The sequence below is a fragment of the Mesorhizobium sp. XAP4 genome (assembly GCF_029269325.1).
Lineage (GTDB): Bacteria > Pseudomonadota > Alphaproteobacteria > Rhizobiales > Rhizobiaceae > Mesorhizobium > Mesorhizobium ciceri.
In genome coordinates this window covers 215,087-234,305 of sequence record NZ_JARIXW010000003.1, presented here as the reverse complement: position 1 = coordinate 234,305, position 19,219 = coordinate 215,087, and the positions used below count along the sequence as shown (strand labels likewise).

The window sequence follows — 19,219 nt, the reverse complement described above, 5'->3', positions numbered from 1 at the left end:
GGCGATCAGATCTCCCGCGAAGGCGTGAAGCGAACGCTTGCGGACCTCATGTGCCCGGGCGCCAGTACGATGCAGCCGGTCTCGATGCCCGTGTCAGCCCTGCGGTTGAAGGCATCGGTGATGTTGCTGACCGGTTCGGCGCAAAAGAACGGCTCGCCGGGCGGCGTGTAGAGGACAAGGAAATCGAGTGGCGCCTCGGCCTCGATGTCCAGTTGCCGTCCATGCTCCGGCCAGGAGATCCGGGCGCGGCGCGACCATCCGGTGAAGACCGTGTCGAAGTCCGTCTCCGACACGTCGAAGCCCGTGGTCGGGTTGGCGCCCGGCGGCGGCGGTATGTGGATGGTGGGCAGGATTTCCGCATCGGTTTCCCACATGCCGGACACCCGCGCCTGGACATGTGTCCACGGCGTCGACGGAAAATAGGGATGTAGGCCAAAGCCTGCCGGCATCGGCGTGTCCGAAAGGTTGCGCAGCGAGAGGGCAATCGCCAGCCCGCCATCGATCAGCGAGATGGCCTGCCTTGCCTCATAGCTCCACGGCCAGGAATCGGCAGCATGGCGATAGGATAGGACCGTGCTGCTGGCTTCGTGCCGCACGACTGTCCATGATCGACGCCAGCCATGGCCGTGCTCATAGTGCGGATCGTCCGAGTTGGTCGGCAGTTCGACGGTGCGGCCGGCGAATGCGAAGCGACCGCCCCTTATGCGATTGGAATAGGGAACCAGCGGGAAGCAGGCCATGGCGCCGGCATCGCGGCGGCCGATCGCCGCCGGGTCAGCAGGGCGCAGCCAATCCACGACGGATCCGTTTTGCCGCCAGCGATACGACGCCAGGGCACCGCCGGCAGCAGGGACGATTTCCACGGTCGCAATGCCATCGCTGATCGAGATCAGCTCTTGGTGCTGCTCGGTAACGGCAGCGGAATTCTTTGTCATCGGCACACCCCCATCCCTTGACTCCAATCGCCATGCCTATAAGACATATCATATGAATAGTATGAAGAATAACAAATCTTTCAGTATGGCGCGTACGTCGAGAGTCGCGGTGGCGGTTTCCAGCGGCTCCACCGCTCTGCATGCGACCGTCGTCGAGCAAATCGGATTGCGCATCGTTCAAGGCGATTTCCTGCCCGGCGAGGCACTGCCCAATGCCGACGATTCAAGCGAGATGCTGGGGGTCAGCCGCACGGTGCTGCGCGAGGCGATCAAGGTGTTGGCGGGCAAGGGGCTGGTCGAATCGCGGCCGAAGACCGGCACACGGGTGCGTCCTCGTGCCGACTGGAATTTCCTCGACCCGGACGTCCTGTCATGGCGCTATGCCAGCGGTGTCAGCGCCGACGATGTCCGGGCGCTGTTCGAATTGCGCAGGGCCATCGAGCCGATGTCGGCAGCGCTTGCGGCCCAGCGCGCCACGCCAGCGCAGATCGCCGAGATCAATGCAGCTCTGGTCGAAATGGAGGCGGTGGTCGACGACGGCGACCGCTTCGCCAAGCCTGACCTTTTGTTCCACCAGACCATACTGCGCATGACCGGCAATGAGCTGATCGGCTCGCTGGCGGCACTGGTCGAAACCGCATTGGTGACGAGCTTTCGTCTTTCCAACGACAATCCGGAAGGGCAGCGCCCCTCATTGCCGCTGCACCGGGAAGTCGCCGAAAAGATCGCCGCCGGCGACGCGACCGGCGCACAAAAGGCGCTGCTGGTCCTCATCGACAATGCCGAGGAGGACGTGCGCCGCAGCGTCGAAAACCGCAACAAGCGCCGCCAGGAACGGGAACAGACATCGTGACCGACACCAAACGCAAACTGCGGTCCGAGGCCTGGTTCGGCGGTGAGGGCAAGAACGCCTTCATGCACCGCAGCTGGATGAAGAACCAGGGCATTCCCGCCGACGCTTTCGACGGCCGCCCGGTGATCGGCATCTGCAACACCTGGTCGGAATTGACCCCATGCAACGCGCATCTGCGGGCGCTGGCCGATCACGTCAAGCGCGGCGTCTATGAAGCCGGCGGCCTGCCGCTCGAATTTCCGGTGATGTCGCTGGGCGAGAGCAACATGCGCCCCACCGCCATGCTGTTTCGCAATCTGGTCAGCATGGATGTCGAAGAGTCCATCCGCGGCAATCCGATCGATGGCGTCATCCTGCTGGTCGGTTGCGACAAGACCACACCGGCGCTGCTGATGGGCGCCGCATCGTGCAACCTGCCGACCATCGCCGTTTCCGGCGGGCCGATGCTCAACGGCAAGTTCCGCGGACAGGATATCGGCTCGGGCACCCACGTCTGGAAATTCGCCGAGGAGGTTAAAGCCGGCCGCATGCCGGTTGCCGACTTCCTCGCCGCCGAGCAGGGCCAGAGCCGATCGGCGGGCAGCTGCATGACGATGGGCACGGCCTCGACCATGGCCAGCATGGTCGAAGCGCTCGGCATCGGCATGCCGGACAACGCCGCGATCCCGGCGGTGGATTCGCGCCGTGGCGTGCTCGCCCAGATGGCCGGACGCCAGATCGTCGATCTGGTGCGCAGGGACGTGACGATCGCGGAGATCCTCACCAGGCAAGCGTTCGAGAACGCCATTCGCGTCAACGGCGCGATCGGTGGCTCGACCAATGCGGTGCTGCATCTGATCGCCATCGCCAACCGGATCGGTGTCGATCTCAGCCTCGAAGACTGGGACCGCCTAGGTCGTGACGTTCCAACTATTGTCGATTTGATGCCGTCGGGCCGGTTCCTGATGGAAGATTTCTACTACGCCGGGGGGCTAGCTGCGGTCATGGCGTCGCTTGATGAAGTGGGGCTTCTTCATCGCGACGCCATGACCGTCAGCGCCAAGACCATCGGTGAATTGATCGACGGCGCGCCCAACTACAACAGCGAAGTGATCCGCCCAATGAGCGAGCCGCTGACCAAGGAAGGGGGCATCTCCATCCTGCGCGGCAATCTGGCGCCTGACGGCGCGGTCATCAAGCCGTCCGCGGCAACGCCCGAGCTGATGCAGCATCGCGGCAAGGCGGTGGTGTTCGAAAACATCGAGCATTACTACGCCCGCATCGACGATCCGGAGTTGGACATCGATGCCTCCTCGGTGATGGTGCTGAAGAACTGCGGGCCGCGCGGTTATCCCGGAATGGCCGAGGTCGGCAACATGCCGCTGCCGGCCAAACTGCTCAAGCAAGGCATCTCCGACATGGTGCGCATTTCGGACGCGCGCATGAGCGGCACCGCCTACGGCACCGTGGTTCTGCATGTGGCTCCAGAAGCTGCCGCAGGCGGCGCGCTGGCGCTGGTGCGCGACGGCGATCTTATCGAGCTCGATGTCGCCGGCCGCCGGTTGGAACTTTTGGTGTCGGAAGAGGAGCTCGCCATCCGCCGGCGTGACTGGAAGCCGCCGGCGTCGCCGGAGGGCGGCTACCAGAGCCTTTATGTCGAGCGCGTGCTGCAGGCCGACAAGGGCTGCGATTTCGACTTTCTCGTCGGCCGGCGCGATGCCGGCATTCCTCGGCATTCGCACTAGAGAGGCGCGCGATGACGGATGAAATCGGCTACGCGATCTATCCAAGCCTCAAGGGCCGCAGCGTCTTCATAACAGGCGGCGGCAGCGGCATCGGCGAAAGCCTGGTGCGCCATTTCTGCGCCCAGGGCAGCCGCGTCGCCTTCGTCGACATGGCCGAAGAACCATCCCAACGTCTGGTCGACGCGATTGCGGCCGACGGACATGCCGCGCCGCTGTTCATTCCATGCGACCTGCGCAACGTCGAAGAGTTGCAGGCGGCAACCGTGCAGGCAATGCAGCACAATGGCCCCATCCAGGCGCTGTGCAACAATGCCGGCAATGACGACCGCCACCAGACCAAGGATGTGACGGTTGCCTATTGGGACGACCGCATGGCGGTCAATCTGCGCCACCAGTTTTTCGCGGCGCAGGCAGTGCGTCCGCAGATGAGCGCGCAGGGCGGCGGCTCGATCATCAACTTCGGCTCCATCACCTGGATGGTCGGCGATCCGGATTGCCCAGCCTATGTCACCGCGAAAGCGGCTGTTTACGGCATGACGCGGGCGCTGGCCCGCGAGCTTGGCCCTGAGCGCATCCGCGTCAACTGCATGGTGCCGGGCTGGGTGATGACCGAGCGCCAGATTCGCCTGTGGCTGGACCCGGCCGGCGAACGCCAGATCGCGGAAAGGCAGTGCCTGCCCGACCGGCTGCAACCCTCCGATATCGCGCGCATGGCGCTGTTCCTCGCCGCCGACGACAGCCGCATGTGCACAAGCCAGCAGTTCATCGTCGATGCGGGCTGGGTGTGACCCGTACGGCTTCAAAGGAAGAAGGTTAGTTCATGCGTCTTGTTCAGTTCAGAATGGCCGACGGCAGCAGAGGGGTTGGCCGTGTCTGCGATGACGGCAATCATCTGCACCCTCTCGAGAAGACCAGCAGCGTGCTGGAGCTGGCCGAAGCGGCAATTGCCCAGGGCACGTCGATCGCAGCGCTGGTCGAGAAGCGGACCGGCACAGCGAAAATCGACTACGACCAACTGTTGCGCGATGGGCAGGTGCTCGCTCCGGTCGACCATCCCGAACCGGCGCGCTTCCTGGTCACCGGCACCGGCCTCACCCACACCGGAAGTGCCGCCGCGCGCAACCAGATGCATGTTCTGACCCATGGCGAAGGTGCCGACGAATCCGATTCCTTGAAAATCTTCCGCATGGGACTGGAGGGCGGCAAGCCTGGCGCCGGCAAGATCGGGATTCAGCCAGAGTGGTTCTTCAAGGGCGTCGGCACCTGCATTGTCCCGCCCGGCGCGCCGCTGCCGATGCCGGCATTCGCGAAAGCCGGTGCCGAGGAAGCCGAGATCGTCGGGCTTTATGTCAATGGACCCGATGGCCATCCCTATCGCATCGGCTATGCGCTCGGAAACGAATATTCCGACCACGTGACGGAGGGCGAGAACTACCTTTATCTCGCCCATTCCAAGCTGCGCTCCTGCTCGATCGGTCCGGAACTGCTGATCGGTGACCTGCCCGAAGAAGTGCGCGGCCATTCGCGCATCCTGCGCGACGGCACTGTTATCTGGGAGCAGGAATTCCTGTCGGGTGAAGCGCACATGTCGCACTCGATCGCCAATCTCGAACACTTCCATTTCCGCTACCCGATGCACCGCAGGGCGGGCGACCTGCACGCCTATTTCTTCGGCGCGGCGGTGATGAGCTACGCCTCCGGCGTCAAGACGGCTTCCGGCGACGAGTATGAAATCCAGGCACAGACGTTCGGCAAGCCACTGCGCAACCGGATGGTGTCGGTGCCGGACGAGGGACTGGTCGCTGTTACCCAGCTGTGACGGCGCAGGCCCGAAAATTACGGTCCACCAGAACGATAATGGGAGATTAAAATGGGACTGAGGAAAGCGTTTCTAAGACTAGCGACAATCGGGCTCAGCATCGGCCTGATGACATCGGCGGCGCTCGCCGCGAACCTTCGGGTACTGGCTTGGGACGGCTACGCCGATGCCGACTGGGTCAAGGACTTCACCGCCGCGACCGGCATCGGCGTCGATGTCGTCTTCATCGGCAGCGACGACGAGATCTGGGCCAAGATCAAGGGCAGCGAGGGCCAGGACTTCGACGTCTTTGCTGTCAACACCGCCCAGTTGCAGCGCTACATCAAGGCTGACCTGGTGTCGCCGATCGACGTCACCAAGCTCGCCAACCAGAAAGACGTGCTGCCGCGCTTCCGCGACCTGACGGCGGTCAGCGGCGTGACCAAGGACGGCAAGGTCTACGGCATTCCGTTCTGCTTCGACTCCATCGGCCTGATCTACGACACCGACAAGGTCAAGCCGGCGCCGACCTCGATGTCGGTTCTGTGGGACCCGGCCTACAAGGGCAAGGTGCTGGCGTATGATAATGGCGAGCACAATTTCTCGTTCACCGCACTGACGCTCGGCTACAAGGATCCGTTCAACCTCAACGAAGAGCAGATGGCTGCAGTCAAGGCCAAGCTGGTCGAACTCAAGCGCAACGTGCTCAGCTTCTACACCACCGCCGACGAGGCGCAGCAGATCTACCAGAACAATGATGTGGCCCTGATCTGGGCCAATTACGGCCAGCAGCAGGTCAAGGCGCTGCAGAAGATCGGCGCCCATGTCGCCTACGTCAATCCGAGCGAGGGCGCGCTTGCCTGGCTCGACAACTGGGTCATTTCCAAGGGTGTCCGTGATAATGCGGCAGCCGAGAAATGGATCGACTTCATGCTGAGCAAGAAGGTCGGCGGCGAGCTTTCCGAGCGTACCGGCTTCGGCAACACGGTGACGGAAACCGGCAGCGCCGGCGGCAACGACAAGCTGGTCTGGCTCAACAATGTCGAGGACCCACTCAAGCGTTCGGACATGTGGAACGAGGTCAAGGCAACGCCCTGATCTTTCCGCACCATGCCTTCGAAGGACCCGGCGGTCCGGAGTTCCGGACCGCCGAAGCGTATGCGAGAGTATTTCATGAACCAGAACACCGACCTCTTGACGCTGCGGTCCGTCTCGAAATCCTACGGCACGGTCCCCGTGCTGCACGACATCGACCTGTCGATCAAGGACGGTGAGTTCCTCACCGTTCTTGGACCCTCCGGCTCCGGCAAGACCACGGTGCTGCGGCTGATCGGCGGGCTGGAACCGCTGACGTCGGGCGAGATCCGCCTGGATGGGCAAGACATCAGCCGCATGCCGATCAACCGGCGGCCGTTCAACACCGTGTTTCAGGACTATGCGCTGTTCCCGCACCTGACCGTTTCCGGCAATGTCGGCTACGGGCTTTCGGTTCGCCATGTCCAGCGCAAGGAAATCGCGCGCCGAGTCGCGGAGGCGCTGGAACTGGTCCAGCTCGGGCGTTTCGCCGACCGCTTTCCGGCGCAGCTCTCCGGCGGCCAGCGCCAGCGCGTCGCACTCGCCCGTGCGCTGATCTGCCAGCCGCGCCTGATCCTGCTCGATGAGCCGCTCGCCGCACTCGACCTCGAACTGCGCCGGCAGATGCAGGTGTTCCTAAAGTCCATCCAGCGCGAAATCAGGACCACCTTCCTGTTCGTCACCCATGACCAGGAAGAAGCCATCGGCATGGCCGACCGGATCTGCGTCATGGAGGCCGGTCATATCCGCCAGCTCGGCACGCCGCACGACCTTTACTACAGACCGAATTGCGAATTCGTCGCGCGTTTCTTCGGCGAGAACAATCTGGTGGCCGGGAAACTCGGACCGGTCCAGGGCGAGCTGCGATCGATCGAGACGGCGCTCGGGCGCCTCATCTGTTCGATCAGCGACCAGCCGCATTTGAAAGCCGCAGCGGAAGGCGCCAGCGCTTACGCCGCGTTCCGTCCAGAAGCCTTGCACCTTGCGGATGCAAAGGACACCGACAACCGTTTTTCCGGCACGATCTCCGATCTGGCCTTTGCCGGCTCGTCGACCGTCGCCACCATCATGGCCGGCGCCGACAATGCCGCGCAGCGCTTGCGGCTGCGCGTGCCGAGCCGCGTCGACGGCAGCGCGCTCAAATCCGGCGAGGCTGTATCGCTTTCGTTTGCGCCGCATGAAGGCCATCTGGTGCTGGCATGAGCGAAGCCGGATCGACACTGCCTGCGGAAAGACGGCTGTCACTGCTGGTGACGGTGCTGGCGTTTGCCTTGCCGGTGGTCTTCGTCCTGGTGCCGCTGGCGATCTTCCTCGGCTACAGTTTCTTCAGCGTCGACCAGGGCACGATCGTCTACGGCTTGTCGCTGGGCAACTATGTCAGGTTCTTCACCGATCCGGTCTTTCTGCCGGTGTTCTGGAACACCATCGTGCTGTGCGTGTCGGTGGCCATCATCTGCATCCTGCTTGCCTATCCCGCCGCCTATTTCCTGACGACGCTGAAAGGCCGCTGGCGCTACGCCTTGCTGATGCTGCTGCTGGTGCCACTGCTGATGAGCTACGTCATCAAGATCTATGCGATCCGCAGCATCCTGGGCCTCAACGGCTTCCTCAACAAGGCGCTGGTGGCGCTTGGTATCCTGCAGGAACCGTCGACGCTTTTTGTGTTCAACATGAACGCCATCCTTTTGACGCTGACCCTGCTCCTGATCCCCTTCGCCATCCTGCCGATCTTCCTGTCGCTGGAGCGGATTCCGCAGGTGCTGCTGCGCGCATCCGACGATCTCGGCGCGAGCGGCTTGCAGACCTTCCTGCGCATCACCTTGCCGCTCAGCCTGCCCGGCGTCGCTTCGGCGGCGAGCTTCGTCTTCGTGCTGGCGATCGGCGATTTCCTGACGCCGCAAATGGTCGGCGGCATCAGCGGCTTCACCTTCGGCCGCATCCTCTACAGCCAGTTCGGCACGGCCTATAACTGGCCGTTCGGCGCGGCGCTGTCGGTGGCGCTGGCCGTCGTGGTGATCGCCGCAATCCTCGTCGGCGAACGCTTTGGCCGCAACCCGGGGACTTCGGTATGAGCGCCCTGCCCCGACTGTCCACGATCTTTCTGGCCGCGATCACGACACTGGTTGCGGTGCTGCTCTACAGCCCACTGTTCGTGCCGATCGTGTCGTCGTTCTTCACCATTTCGCATGGCTCCGTCGACTGGTCGTCGCCGACCCTGTCGACCTATGTGGCGCTGGCTGAAAACCACGACATATTGGTCGCTCTGCGCACGACGCTGATCGTCGGCGTCTGCACCGTCATCCTGTCGGTGGTCAGCGGAACGCTGCTGGCGCTCTATTATCATGGGCGCCGTTCCGGACGCTCGCTGCTGCAGTTCATCATCTTCCTGCCGTTCCTGATGCCGCCGATCATCAGCGGCCTGGCGCTGCTGATCTTCTTCCGCGAGATCGGCCTCGAACGCTCGCTGCTGACGGTCGTTATCGGCCATACGGTTTTCGTGTTGGCGATAGTCTACCGCACGGTACTGATGCGGCTGCAGTCGATGAGCCGCACGCTGGTTGAAGCGTCCTACGATCTCGGTGCCACGGGCTGGCAGACCTTCTGGCGCATCATCCTGCCGAACCTGTCGAGCGCCATGGTCGGCGGCGCCATCCTGGCCTTCGCCCTGTCATTCGACGAGACCATGATCACCATCCTGGTCACTGGCACGCAAAGCACGCTGCCGGTCAGGCTGTGGGCGATGATGCGGCTTGGCTTCTCACCCGATATCAATGCGCTGGTGGCGCTGATCCTGATGTTCACCGTGCTGCTCTGCGTGCTCGCCGCCCGCTTTCTCATCCCCAGGCAAGTTGCGACGGAACGGACGTGAGTGCCGGGCAAGAGCGCCGCAATGAGGCAGCCATATTCTTGGCCCGGCATCGATGCTGACATAATCGATGCCGGACCAAACGGAATGCTGCTTACTGAAGCTTGGCCTGCAAGGCGTTGACATCGTCGGTGGTCATTTCACCGTCCGTCGCTACCTTGCCGTCGACGATCTTCCACAGCCGGAACGGGCCTGTGATGTCGCCATATTTATCGAAGGCGACCGGGCCGATGACGCCTTCGTAGCGGATCGGCTTGCCGTCCTTGATCAGGCCGAGCGCCTTGGCGAACTCTTCCTTGCCAGCAAAGATCGGCGTGCCGGCCGGATCGACCGCCTTGTACATCGCGTCCTTGATCTTGGCCGGGTCCTCAGAGCCGGCAATGGCGATGGCGAGGCCAACAATCGCGCCGGCGTCATAGGAACGGTCGGCTGCCGGATTGGTCGGTTCGATGCCGGAGAATTCCTTATAGTTCTTGGTGAAATACTCCGTCGAGGCCGTCGGGCTGGTGCCGGACGACGTGCCGTAGGCTTCCTTCAGATAATCGGCGCCGACGGATTCGATGAAGTCCGGGCTGTTCATGCCGTCATTGAGCAGGAATTTCTGCACGCCGCCCTGCGAGATCCAGGTGCGGGCGACCGTGGCGCCGTCGACCGGTGTGCTGACGAGGTAGAGACCGTCCGGTTCACCGGCCATTGCCGCGGTGACTTCGGAGGCATAGCTCGACTGCTTTTCATTGTAAGGCGTGTCGGAGACGATGGTGCCGCCGAGCGCTTTGTAGGCACGCGAGAATTCGGCCACCATGTTGACGCCGAAATCGTTGTTGACGTGGATGATCGACAGCTTCTTGAAACCCTTGTCGATGGCATATTTGGCGGCGGCGACACCCTGCAGCGCATCCGAGGTGATGGTGCGGAAGAAGATGCCGTTGGTCTTGCCGTCGCGGCCGAGCGCGGTCAGCGTCGGCGAGGACGATGCTGGCGAGACCTGGACGATCTTGGCTGGCGCGGTCACCGAGGTCAGGATCGGGATCGACACCGACGAGATGATGCCGCCGATGATGACCGGCACTTTCTTGACCTGCACAAGCTGAGTGGCGGCGTCGACCGCGATGTTGCCCTGGCTCTGGCTGTCGCGCGTGTCGGTGACGAGATCGCAGCCGCGCACCCCGCCGGCTCCGTTGATGTCGCGGAAGGCCATCTCGACCGACTTGGCGCCGGCCTGGCCGTATTCGCCGGCCGGGCCGGTCAGCTCCATGACGAGGCCGACGGTGATCTTGCAATCGGCGGCTTGCGCAGCACCCGCCATCGTGACGAGAGCGAGCGCTGTGGTGAGTTGGAGTATCGTCTTTGTCATTGTTGTTCCCCTTTCGTTACTCGACTGTATTTGAACTCTGGAGCTTGTTCAGCGTTCCGGCACCTGCAGCCAGGTTTCATGCAGATGTCGCCATTCGACGCCGTTGGGCGCCGATGAACTGGTCGTGAAGACGGCGCTCGATTGACGGCTGCTGTGCTTGCCTGCGCGCAGCTGCGCTTCGACATAGAGGACGACGATGGTATCCGCGTCCTGCCAGCCGGGCCGGATGTCCTCGATCGAAATGGCGAAACCATCGTCGCAGGAAGCACGGCTTGCGCGGACATGGTCGACGACCGCTTCGCGATCGAGGATCTGCCCGTCCGGCGCCACCATGCTGAGGTCCTTGCCCATGGCGCGTTCGAAGCGGCCGAAGTCCACCGTGTTGGCTCGCGCGGCGACGAACCAGTCGACGAAGAAGCGGTGCAGGTCGATGATTTCGGCGCTGGCGCGTGAAAACAGGGAGGGTTCGCCGCTCATTTCTTCCCCGCATTGAGGTTGTAATGCATGATCGAACCGTGGCGGCCGCGGCGGTCGCGTTCCAGCGTGTAGACGTCACCTTCGAGGCCGGTGCCTTGCGCGATGACGGCCGCAATCCGCTCCCGGTCCTCGGTGTCGAGCGCAACGTCCATGATTTTCGCATTGGCAATGGCGTGGGCCTGGTTGCGGGCGCCGACGATGACCGCCGCCACTTGCGGCTGCTCCAGCACCCAGGCGCTGGCGATGGTGGCGACGTCAACGCCGTGGCGGTCGCCAACGGCCTTCAGCGCCTGCAGCAGGTGCTGGAACAGCTCCCAGCCGCCAAAATCGTCGATGATCAGCTTGTACTTGACCAGCGAGCGGTTTTCGAGCGGCGTGGCGGGCTCGGCCGCACCGAGCCATTTGTTGCTGAGGAAGCCGCCGGCGACTGAGCCATAGCAGAGGAAGCTGACGCCGTTCTGTTTTGCGAGCGCGGCCAGGCTGTTGCCCGGGCGCTGGTCGAGCACGGAATATTGCAGTTGCTGGCTGACCAGTGGGATGCCGGCAGCGAGTATCTCGGCGAGCCTTGGCGTGTCGAAATTGGTGGTGCCGAGATTGCGCACCTTGCCCTCCAACCGAAGCTCGTTGAGCCAGCCCATGGCATCGACATAGCGCGGCTGTTCATAGTCCCACCAATGGAACTGCACGAGATCGAGCCGCTCGGTCTTCAGCCGCCGCAATGACTGGTCGACGATGCCCCTGATGTAGTCGCGGCTGATACTGGCCAGCCGTTCGAGGTCGGGCACCAGCTTGGTGTGCACCTTCATCCTGGCCGCGACGTCGAGGCCGCGCTCGCTGGCCAGCCGCAGGCGCGCGGCACCGATCAGCTCCTCGACGCCGGTATAGATGTCGGCGCAATCATAGGTCCAGATGCCGGCATCGAAAGTGGCGATCAGATCGGCCACCGCCTGGCTGCGGTCAATGGCGCCGTGGCCGCCAGCCAGTTGCCAGCCGCCGCGAATGACGCGCGAGATGGTGTAGCCGGGGCCGAGTTCGAAGGTGTTTGCGGTCATCTCAGGTCATCCTCTTTCGGCAGCGGCACCGCCGTCGTCTCGGCGTGGCTGAACCGCCGCCTGGCCGCCCTGACGATCCGCAGCCGGCTGCCGCAATTGGGATCGGGACAAGCGATCTCGGCGTCCGAGGTCATCCAGTCGTTCGGGTGGGTCGGGCGCTGCTTGGCTGCCAGCAGCGGCAACACGGCGGCGATCGAATAGATCGAAAAACCCTGCCCTGCCGGCATCGACAGCATCTCGCCCTTGAGCTCGAAATAGTCGCCTTCCTTGGCGCCGCAATAGATAGGTTTGTCCTTGGGGATGATCGCCTCGACGCGAAGGTCGAACAGCTCGAAACCGTCGTCGGCCATGTCAGGCCTCCATCAGGCTGAAGGTGACATCGCAGGCGCCGTTGCGGCGGATGACACCGCACGCGGCGGCGAACCGGTCACGCTCTTCGACGCGCACCTGCGCCACCACACTGCCGGCCAGCCAGCCTATCGGGAACAAGAGCCGCGCGCCCTGCCCGTAGTAGAGGCCAATGTCGAAGATCGCATTGGGATTGCCGCCCCACATGCGTGACGGCACGTAGGACAGTACGATGTCGCCCGGCTGCGGGTTCAGCGTCGCGTTCTCGGCCGGCAACGGTTTTGCATAGGCCTGGCCCTCGAGGTCGGTTGATGGAACCGGACAGGAAATCTCAGGCCCCGTCCACATCGCATGGATGCCCGGAACAACGCGTGGCGTGCCGAGGTAGGCCAAGAGGAAGGCAGCGTTTTCCGGCGCCTTCTCGGGCAGCAGCAATGCCGTTACGGAAAGCTGCGAGCGCGGCTCGGTGATCCTGATGGCGGTCATGTCTGGTCTTTCGCGGCGGCGGCCTGCAACTTGCTGCGCAGGAAGGTGAAGGGTCGGCTGATGTCGGCGACCAGCGACTCGCGCGCCGCCTGCGCATCCTGCGTGGACAGCGCCGTGACGATGCGGCGGTGATATTGGGCGGTGTCGACCTCGCCGGCTTCCGAGAAGGCGTAGATGGCGACACGAATGCAGGGACCCGATTGCAGCCACAGGCTCTCGATCATCGGGATCAGCACGGCCGAACCGCAGGAGCGGTAAATCTCGAAATGAAAGCTCTGGTTGAGCGTCACTTCGCGGTCGACGTCCTTCTTGTGTTTCAAAGCCCGCATCTCGTCCCATTCGGCGAGGATGGTTTCGATGGTGGCGATCTGGCGCGGACCCATGCGGGCGGCGGCCAGCGCGATCGCCTCGCCCTCGATCAGGATGCGAGCCCGCAGGAGATCGTCGAGGCGTTCCAGCGTGATCGGCGGCACGCGCACCGAACGGTTGGGCAGCGCCTCCAGCGCCTTTTCCGTAATCAGCCGGCCGAGCGCCTCGCGCACCGGCATGGTCGAGGTGACCAAGGCGTCAGCCAGGCCGCGGATGGTCAGCACCTGGCTCGGTTCGAACAGGCCGCCAATCAGGGCGCGGCGCAGCTCGGAATACACGCGGTCCTGCACGGTCTCGCGGCCGACCGGCGCAAGCTGGGCCGCGATCACCTCGTTGTTCTTTTCGATGGCAGCCTTTTGCATGGAATTCCGTTCGTGGCCGGTTTTCGGCTTGCGGAGGAAGTTAAAGCCGAATAGCGTGATCAACGCAAGTGTGATCACAAATCATAATCAGGAGGCGGCAGCGATCGTCTTCGGCCAGAGGGTTTGATGAGCGAGGCAACCAAACGGCAAGGGGAAACCCGCGCGCCGGTTCTGACGGCAAGGAATGTCGTCAGGCGGTTCGGCGGCCTTGTCGCGGTCAACGACGTCTCGTTTAACGTCAAAGCGGGCGAAATCCTCGGCCTCATCGGCCCCAACGGCGCCGGCAAGACGACGATGTTCGACCTGCTTGCCGGCAGCATATTGCCGACCAGCGGCGAAATCCTTCTCAACGGCGCGCGCGTCTCGGGCGAAGCAGCACATCTGCGCATCGGACGCGGTCTCGGCCGCACGTTTCAGATACCGCGCCCGCTGCCCAACCTGACGCTGATCGAAAACATCATGCTGGCGGCACAGGGTCAGGCCGGCGAAAAGCTGCTTGCCAATTTCGTCACGCCATGGCGCGTCGCCGCGCAGGAAAGGGCCGCCAGGACAAAGGCGCTTGAACTGCTGGAACTGGTCGCCCTCGCCCATCTCGCGCATGAGCCGGCGCGCGTGCTTTCCGGCGGCCAGCGCAAGCTGCTCGAACTCGCCCGCGTGATGATGGCCGATCCGGCGATCATCTTGCTCGACGAACCGGCGGCCGGCGTCAACGCGACGCTGCTCGAAGTCATCATCGACCGCATCCGCGACATCAATGCGCGCGGTATCACCTTCCTGCTGATCGAGCATAATATCGACATGGTAACGCGGCTCTGCCATCGCGTCCTCGTCATGGCGAGCGGCCAGTTGCTCAGCGAAGGCACGGCCGAAGAGGTCGCTCGCGACCCGCGCGTCATCGAGGCCTATCTCGGAGGCGCGGCATGAGCGAGATCGTTCTCGATGTCCGCGACCTCGAAGCCGGCTACGAGCCCGGCGTGCCGATCGTGCGCGGCGCCTCGATCACCGTCGCCAAGGGCGAGATCGTCGTGGTGCTCGGCCCCAACGGCGCCGGCAAGTCTAGCTTCATCAAGGCCATCGCCGGCCTCGTCCCGATCACCGGCGGCACAGTATTTCTGGACGGCAAGGACATCACTGCCGCGCCGGCCCACACCATGGTGCGGCTCGGGCTGGCCTTCGTGCCGCAGACCGAAAACATCTTCCCACTGATGTCGGTCGAGGACAATCTAAGAGTTGCTTGCGGCATCCTTGAGCGGCGCGAAATTCCTGCGCGCATCGAGGAGATGTATGCCGCCTTCCCCGATCTCGTCCGCCAGCGCCGCACCGCCGCCGGCAACCTCTCGGGCGGACAACGGCAGATGCTCGCCGTTGCGCGGGCGCTGATCGTCCACCCCAAGGTGCTGGTGCTAGACGAGCCGTCGGCCGGCCTGTCGCCGAAATTCGTCTCGATGGTGTTCGAGATGCTGGCCGGCATCCGCAAGTCCGGCGTCACTGTCCTGCTCGTCGAACAGAATGCCAAGGCAGCGCTCGCCATCGGCGACCGCGCCTATGTGCTGGTCGAAGGCAAAGACCGGCACGAGGGCATTGCTTCCGAGCTGTGGAACGATCCGGTGGTCGCCGAACTCTATCTCGGCCAGCGCCCCCGCAAGTCCGGCACAGGAGGTGGGGCATGAGCCTGCAATTTGTCGTCGACGGATTGCTGACGGGTTCGATGATCGGCCTGGGCGCCATCGGCGTGACGCTTACCTATTCGATCCTGCGCTTCTCGAACTTTGCCCATGGCGACTTCATGGCCTGGGGCACCTACGCGACGCTGGCCGTCGTCAGCGCCATCGGCGCGACAGTCGGCAAGGTGGCACCGATCGCACCGCTGTCCTTCGGCTGGCCGCTGATTGTCGCGCTGATCGTCGGCATGGCTTTCACCGCTTTGCTGGCGCTGCTGCTCGACAAGGTGCTGTTTTCGCGGCTGCGCTCGCAAGGCCAGGCGATCATCGTGGTGATGGCGAGCTTCGGTGCCTCGATGGCGCTGAGAAGCCTGCTCGAATTCACCTTCACCTCGCGGCCGACCTATTTCAGCCGGGCGATCCAGATCGCCATGCCGGTCGGCTTCGGCATCCGCATCACATCAGACCAGATCGCGCTTTTGCTGCTGACCGCGGTGCTGGTGCTCGCCGTGCATCTGTTGATGACGCGCACGCAGACCGGCCGCTCGATGCAGGCCCTGAGCCAGAACGCGGCACTGGCCCGCATCGTCGGCATCGACGTCGCCAGCGTGGTGCGCGTCACCTGGGTCATCGGCGGGGCGCTGGCCTGCGTGGCCGGCGTGATGATCGGCATCCTGGTGCAGATCCGCCCGTTCATGGGCTTCGACATGCTATTGCCGATGTTTGCCGCCGCCATTCTCGGCGGCATCGGCAGCATCCCCGGCGCCGTGCTCGGCGGCCTGATCATCGGGCTCGCCGAGGCCGGTGCCGTGCAGCTGATCGGCGCCGAATGGCGCGCCGCCGTCTCCTTCATCATCCTGATGGCGGTGCTGTTCGTGCGGCCGATCGGCCTGTTTGGTGTGAGGGAACGCTGATGGATCTGATCGGCTACGGCGCCTTCTTCCTGACCACCGCGCTGATCTTTTCGCTGGTCACGCTGGGGCTCAATTTGCAGTGGGGCCTGACCGGCCTGTTCAATGTCGGCCTTGCCGGCTTCGTCGCCATCGGCGCCTACACCTCGGCATTGCTGACCACTCCCGACGACGCCGCGCGGCTGGGTGGCCTTGGCCTGCCGATCGTTGTCGGCTGGGCGGGCGCCATGGTCGTCGGCGGCATTGCCGCGGCGTTAACTGGCATGGCGACGCTGCGGCTCAGGTCCGACTATCTGGCGATCACCACCTTCGGCGTCGCCGTCGTCGTGCAACTGGTCGCGCTCAACGCGCAGAAACTGACCGGCGGCCCGTTCGGCATCGGCTTCATCCCGCGCCCCTTCGGCAGCCTTGCCGAGACGCCGCTGCTGTTCAACCTGTCGAACCTTGCCGTGGTCGCGGCGGTGACTCTGGTCGCCTATTTCGCTTTGGAACATCTGTCGCGCAGCCCGTGGGGCCGCGTGCTGAAGGCGCTACGCGAGGATGAGCGGGCGGCGATCTCGCTTGGCAAGAGCGCGCGTTTCTACCGAGTCCAGGCCTTTGCCGTGGGCGGCGCCATCATGGCGCTGGCCGGTGCACTGCAGGCGCATTTCACCGGCTTCATCGCGCCGGACAATTATTTGCCGATCCTGACTTTCCAGGTCTGGGTGATGCTGATCGTCGGCGGCTCGGGCAGCAATCTCGGCGCCGTCGTCGGCAGCATCCTGGTCTGGGCGATATGGGCTGGGTCGGGCACGCTGACCAGCATCCTCTTCCCGCCGGAACAGCAGGCTCGTGCCGCCGCGCTGCAGATCGCCGCCATCGGCGTCATGCTCTGCATTATCCTGCTGGTCCGGCCGAACGGGCTGTTCGGCGACAGGCCACGGCGGCCTTGGCTCGGCAAGCGGACGAAGGCGACTACGGCCAAAAGCGTTTCCCCGTCATGAATGCCGCGGTTCGGCAGGAAGCGCATGGCGCTTCACTCTGGCTTGCCGTCAGCCGCGACCGCCGCGAACGGCCGGCGCTGCAGGGTAAGCTCGATGTCGACCTGGCCATTGTCGGCGGCGGCTTTTCGGGCCTTTCAACCGCGCTGCACGCCGCCGGCAAAGGCCTTTCCGTCGCCGTTCTCGAAGCCGAATTCATCGCCTGGGGCGCAACCGGCAGGAATGCTGGCTTCGTCGTGCCGAACTTCGCCAAGATGGACCCGGCCGACATACTGGCCCATCTCGGACCATCGCGTGGCGAAAGGCTGATCGATTTCGCCGCCGGCAGCGCCGACCTGGTTTTCCGCCTGATCCGGCAGCACGGCATCGACTGCGACGCCGTGCAGAACGGATGGATCCAGCCGGCGCATTCGCCTGCCGCCTTTGAAAAGGTCAAGTCACGTGCCGGGCAGTGGGCACAGCGTGGCCGGCCGGCAGTCACATTGGATCGGCAGGAAGTCGAAGCCCTGACAGGCGTGCCAGGCTATGTCGGCGGCTGGATGGACCGTTCCGGCGGCGTGCTCAATCCGGTCGCCTATGCGCGCGGATTGGCCGATGCGGCGGAGAAGGCCGGCGCAAAGATCTTCGAGCAGACGCGCGTCACCTCGGTTGATCGCATAGCCGATGGCTGGATGCTGAAAATGCCCTCTGGCTCGGTACGCGCGGGCAAGGTGCTGATCGCCACCAACGCCTATGGCTGGTCCCTCAATCCGTCGTTGCAGCGAACCTACTTCCCGCTGAAAGTCTTCCAGATCGCGACAGCGCCGCTGCCTCGTGAAGTGCGCAACCGGTTGCTTCCCGGCGGGCAAGGTGTCGGTGACACCAGACGCAATCTGTTCACCTTCCGCTTCGACGCCGAAAACCGGCTGATCAGCGGCGGCATGCATATCCTTGGCGCCGGTGCGGATACGCGCGTACCGCAGACGATCTGGCGAAGGCTCGGCCGGCATCTCGGTCTGCCCGACCTGCCGCCGCTTGCCTACAGCTGGTCGGGAATGGCAGCGGTCGAACCGGATTTCCTGCCGCACCTGATCGACCTCGGTCCGGGACTGATCGCCGGTCGCGCCTGCAACGGGCGCGGCATCGCCATGACGACGGCGATGGGCAAGGTTCTGGCCGACTGGGCCGCCGGCACCGACGCCCGCGACCTGCCGCTGCCCTTCGCGCCGCCGGCGCCAATACCGTTCCACGCCGTGCTGCGGCACGCGCCCAACATGCTGCTCGGCTGGAGCATGCTGCGCGACCGGCTGGACGGGACGAGCTAGGCCGACGGCTCCCTGGCAGCGTCAAGGTTTGCAGACAGCACAGCGGCCGCCACGGCGATGTCCTCTTCTATGAAAATCCGCACAGTGGGACCGCTGCGCTGCTCCAGTGCGGCGACGATCTTGCGATGCGCGTCGTTGGACTGCGGGATGTAGCGATCGGCCTGCATCAGCAGCTTGAGATAAGGCCCGACCCGCCCCCAGAGGTCGCGGATCATGTTCAAAAGGATCGGCGCGCCGGCATGCTGGTAGATGGCGAAGTGGAACGCCTCGTTCAATGAGAGATAGGCCCTGGCGTCGCCGGCCTCAATGGCACGCTGCATGCCGGCGAGCGTCGCCTGGATGTCAGCCAGCCCGCTTTCGCTCATCCTGGTCGCCGCCATCTCGCCCGCCAGTCCCTCGACGGCGATGCGGATGCGCGTCAGCTCCTCGAAGGCAGGCGCGGACAGCAACGGCACGATGACCGAGCGGTTGTTCTGCATCTCGAGCAGCCGCTCGGCGACAAGCCTCTGCAGCGCCTCGCGGATCGGTGTCGTCGAGATGCCGAACGTCTCGGCGAGCTTGCGGATGACCAGCGCCTGGCCCGGGCTGAAGCCACCGGAAATCAACTCCTGCTTGAGCGCGCCATAGGCGCGGTCATTCAGGGTCTGATGTTCAAGCTTCAGCAT

At 64.1% G+C, this 19,219-nt stretch carries 21 protein-coding genes; 13 read left to right on the top strand and 8 right to left on the bottom strand.

The window, feature by feature from the left end; all coding sequences use genetic code 11:
• Window positions 1–5 precede the first annotated feature (5 nt).
• Entirely contained in the window at window positions 6–935 is a 930-nt protein-coding gene (locus P3C39_RS14570; protein WP_027163886.1) for an aldose 1-epimerase, read from the bottom strand.
• A 109-nt stretch (window positions 936–1,044) separates the two neighbouring features.
• Here P3C39_RS14570 and P3C39_RS14565 point away from each other — a divergent pair, with 109 nt between their 5' ends.
• The 8 genes from P3C39_RS14565 (at window position 1,045) to P3C39_RS14530 (ending at window position 9,253) form a co-directional block, all read left to right on the top strand.
• Window positions 1,045–1,788 (top strand): FadR/GntR family transcriptional regulator, encoded by a 744-nt coding sequence (locus tag P3C39_RS14565; RefSeq protein WP_081714243.1) that lies wholly within the window; start codon window positions 1,045–1,047, stop codon window positions 1,786–1,788.
• On the top strand, window positions 1,785–3,512 hold the full coding sequence (locus tag P3C39_RS14560) for an IlvD/Edd family dehydratase (RefSeq protein WP_027163887.1): 1,728 nt from the start codon (window positions 1,785–1,787) through the stop codon (window positions 3,510–3,512). The genes P3C39_RS14565 and P3C39_RS14560 overlap by 4 nt, the downstream gene beginning before the upstream one ends.
• An 11-nt stretch (window positions 3,513–3,523) precedes the next feature.
• The gene (locus tag P3C39_RS14555; protein ID WP_127369526.1) at window positions 3,524–4,300 is read left to right on the top strand and encodes an SDR family oxidoreductase; all 777 of its coding nucleotides are present in this window, start codon (window positions 3,524–3,526) and stop codon (window positions 4,298–4,300) included.
• A gap of 32 nt (window positions 4,301–4,332) precedes the next feature.
• On the top strand, window positions 4,333–5,331 hold the full coding sequence (araD1, locus tag P3C39_RS14550; RefSeq protein WP_275953825.1) for an AraD1 family protein: 999 nt from the start codon (window positions 4,333–4,335) through the stop codon (window positions 5,329–5,331).
• A gap of 51 nt (window positions 5,332–5,382) precedes the next feature.
• A complete protein-coding gene (locus P3C39_RS14545; protein WP_064995063.1) occupies window positions 5,383–6,408 on the top strand; it encodes an ABC transporter substrate-binding protein in 1,026 nt (341 codons plus the stop codon).
• A gap of 75 nt (window positions 6,409–6,483) precedes the next feature.
• The gene (locus P3C39_RS14540) at window positions 6,484–7,587 is read left to right on the top strand and encodes an ABC transporter ATP-binding protein (protein WP_063167573.1); all 1,104 of its coding nucleotides are present in this window, start codon (window positions 6,484–6,486) and stop codon (window positions 7,585–7,587) included.
• A complete protein-coding gene (locus P3C39_RS14535) occupies window positions 7,584–8,456 on the top strand; it encodes an ABC transporter permease (protein WP_063167572.1) in 873 nt (290 codons plus the stop codon). Before P3C39_RS14540 ends, P3C39_RS14535 begins: the two co-directional genes overlap by 4 nt.
• Window positions 8,453–9,253, top strand: a complete 801-nt coding sequence (locus P3C39_RS14530) for an ABC transporter permease (protein WP_275953826.1) — start codon at window positions 8,453–8,455, stop codon at window positions 9,251–9,253. Before P3C39_RS14535 ends, P3C39_RS14530 begins: the two co-directional genes overlap by 4 nt.
• A gap of 91 nt (window positions 9,254–9,344) precedes the next feature.
• Here P3C39_RS14530 and P3C39_RS14525 read toward each other — a convergent pair whose 3' ends face one another.
• Genes P3C39_RS14525 through P3C39_RS14500 form a run of 6 tightly spaced genes read right to left on the bottom strand, consistent with a single transcriptional unit; the run spans window position 9,345 to window position 13,698 of the window.
• On the bottom strand, window positions 9,345–10,604 hold the full coding sequence (locus tag P3C39_RS14525) for an ABC transporter substrate-binding protein (RefSeq protein ID WP_013532975.1): 1,260 nt from the start codon (window positions 10,602–10,604) through the stop codon (window positions 9,345–9,347).
• A gap of 48 nt (window positions 10,605–10,652) precedes the next feature.
• On the bottom strand, window positions 10,653–11,081 hold the full coding sequence (locus P3C39_RS14520; RefSeq protein WP_275953827.1) for a hypothetical protein: 429 nt from the start codon (window positions 11,079–11,081) through the stop codon (window positions 10,653–10,655).
• A complete protein-coding gene (locus tag P3C39_RS14515) occupies window positions 11,078–12,133 on the bottom strand; it encodes an aldo/keto reductase (RefSeq protein WP_275953828.1) in 1,056 nt (351 codons plus the stop codon). The genes P3C39_RS14520 and P3C39_RS14515 overlap by 4 nt, the downstream gene beginning before the upstream one ends.
• A complete protein-coding gene (locus P3C39_RS14510; protein WP_275953829.1) occupies window positions 12,130–12,483 on the bottom strand; it encodes a TIGR04076 family protein in 354 nt (117 codons plus the stop codon). The genes P3C39_RS14515 and P3C39_RS14510 overlap by 4 nt, the downstream gene beginning before the upstream one ends.
• A gap of 1 nt (window position 12,484) precedes the next feature.
• Window positions 12,485–12,967, bottom strand: a complete 483-nt coding sequence (locus P3C39_RS14505) for a DUF3830 family protein (RefSeq protein ID WP_275953830.1) — start codon at window positions 12,965–12,967, stop codon at window positions 12,485–12,487.
• Window positions 12,964–13,698, bottom strand: coding sequence for a GntR family transcriptional regulator (locus tag P3C39_RS14500; protein ID WP_024502532.1), 735 nt, complete (start codon window positions 13,696–13,698; stop codon window positions 12,964–12,966). The genes P3C39_RS14505 and P3C39_RS14500 overlap by 4 nt, the downstream gene beginning before the upstream one ends.
• Before the next feature lie 126 nt (window positions 13,699–13,824).
• Between P3C39_RS14500 and P3C39_RS14495 the strand changes: the two genes are divergently transcribed.
• Genes P3C39_RS14495 through P3C39_RS14475 form a run of 5 tightly spaced genes read left to right on the top strand, consistent with a single transcriptional unit; the run spans window position 13,825 to window position 18,554 of the window.
• Window positions 13,825–14,622, top strand: a complete 798-nt coding sequence (locus tag P3C39_RS14495) for an ABC transporter ATP-binding protein (protein ID WP_013532981.1) — start codon at window positions 13,825–13,827, stop codon at window positions 14,620–14,622.
• Window positions 14,619–15,368, top strand: coding sequence for an ABC transporter ATP-binding protein (locus P3C39_RS14490; protein ID WP_013532982.1), 750 nt, complete (start codon window positions 14,619–14,621; stop codon window positions 15,366–15,368). The genes P3C39_RS14495 and P3C39_RS14490 overlap by 4 nt, the downstream gene beginning before the upstream one ends.
• Complete coding sequence (locus P3C39_RS14485) at window positions 15,365–16,273, top strand: branched-chain amino acid ABC transporter permease (protein ID WP_275953831.1); 909 nt, start codon at window positions 15,365–15,367, stop codon at window positions 16,271–16,273. The genes P3C39_RS14490 and P3C39_RS14485 overlap by 4 nt, the downstream gene beginning before the upstream one ends.
• Window positions 16,270–17,253 (top strand): branched-chain amino acid ABC transporter permease, encoded by a 984-nt coding sequence (locus P3C39_RS14480; protein WP_275953903.1) that lies wholly within the window; start codon window positions 16,270–16,272, stop codon window positions 17,251–17,253. Before P3C39_RS14485 ends, P3C39_RS14480 begins: the two co-directional genes overlap by 4 nt.
• The gene (locus tag P3C39_RS14475) at window positions 17,250–18,554 is read left to right on the top strand and encodes an FAD-dependent oxidoreductase (protein ID WP_063171574.1); all 1,305 of its coding nucleotides are present in this window, start codon (window positions 17,250–17,252) and stop codon (window positions 18,552–18,554) included. The genes P3C39_RS14480 and P3C39_RS14475 overlap by 4 nt, the downstream gene beginning before the upstream one ends.
• On the opposite strand, the gene P3C39_RS14470 is transcribed toward P3C39_RS14475, so the two are convergent.
• On the bottom strand, window positions 18,551–19,219 hold the full coding sequence (locus P3C39_RS14470; RefSeq protein WP_024502527.1) for a GntR family transcriptional regulator: 669 nt from the start codon (window positions 19,217–19,219) through the stop codon (window positions 18,551–18,553). The genes P3C39_RS14475 and P3C39_RS14470 overlap by 4 nt on opposite strands.